Origin of the sequence: Pseudomonas sp. CFBP 13710 (assembly GCF_014842235.1) — a bacterium.
Lineage (GTDB): Bacteria > Pseudomonadota > Gammaproteobacteria > Pseudomonadales > Pseudomonadaceae > Aquipseudomonas > Aquipseudomonas baltica.
In genome coordinates this window covers 1-657 of the sequence record NZ_JACYVJ010000030.1, presented here as the reverse complement: position 1 = coordinate 657, position 657 = coordinate 1, and the positions used below count along the sequence as shown (strand labels likewise).

The window sequence follows — 657 nt, the reverse complement described above, 5'->3', positions numbered from 1 at the left end:
AACACCTCCGCCGTCTTGCCCAGCGAAGCCGCCAGAATCGGCGCAGGAATAGCCCCCTGTGCTTCACCCGCAACGCTGACGGTGATGGGCGGGATCGCCTGGTCGGCATTCCCCGCCACACGCCAGAACGGCATGACGCTATCGCCTACGCGCAGGCGCGTATCGCGCAGCACGAAGTTCGCGGTGTTGGCTTGTGTGGTGCCGGGTCTGACAGGGCTCCAGGAGGTAACCGGTGCGCCGGTCGAGTCGTGGATCTGCGGCGCCGGCCAGGTCTGGCTTGCGGCATCCTGCACCGAGATCAGCACGCTGTCGGAAACGCCCGTGGCTCCCGCGCTGGGAATCAGCTCGTACCACACGTTGACCGAGCCATTGAGGTTGGGGTCCACGTAGCGGGTCTTGTCCACCCAGAAGCTCAAATCCCCTACCGCAGTGATGGGCAGTTCCACCGGCGGGTTGATGCTCGTGCTCGAGCCCTCCCAGTGCAGCCGCGCCTTGCCGCCAACGTACAACGGCGAGCCGACGGTGACCTTGACGGTGATGCCGCCCGTAGCCAGGTCGGCGGGGTCCAGCACGTCGCCAGGTTTCAACGCCGGGCTGAAGGTAGGCGCGGGCAGCGAGGCGCCGGCGCCGACCACGGTCAAGGCCAGGGCGGGCGAA

At 67.4% G+C, this 657-nt stretch carries 1 protein-coding gene; it reads right to left on the bottom strand.

Annotated features, from left to right (window positions below; genetic code table 11):
- Positions 1-657 (bottom strand): hypothetical protein (locus tag IFT44_RS21030; protein WP_192176524.1); only part of this gene is annotated, 657 nt, incomplete at both ends.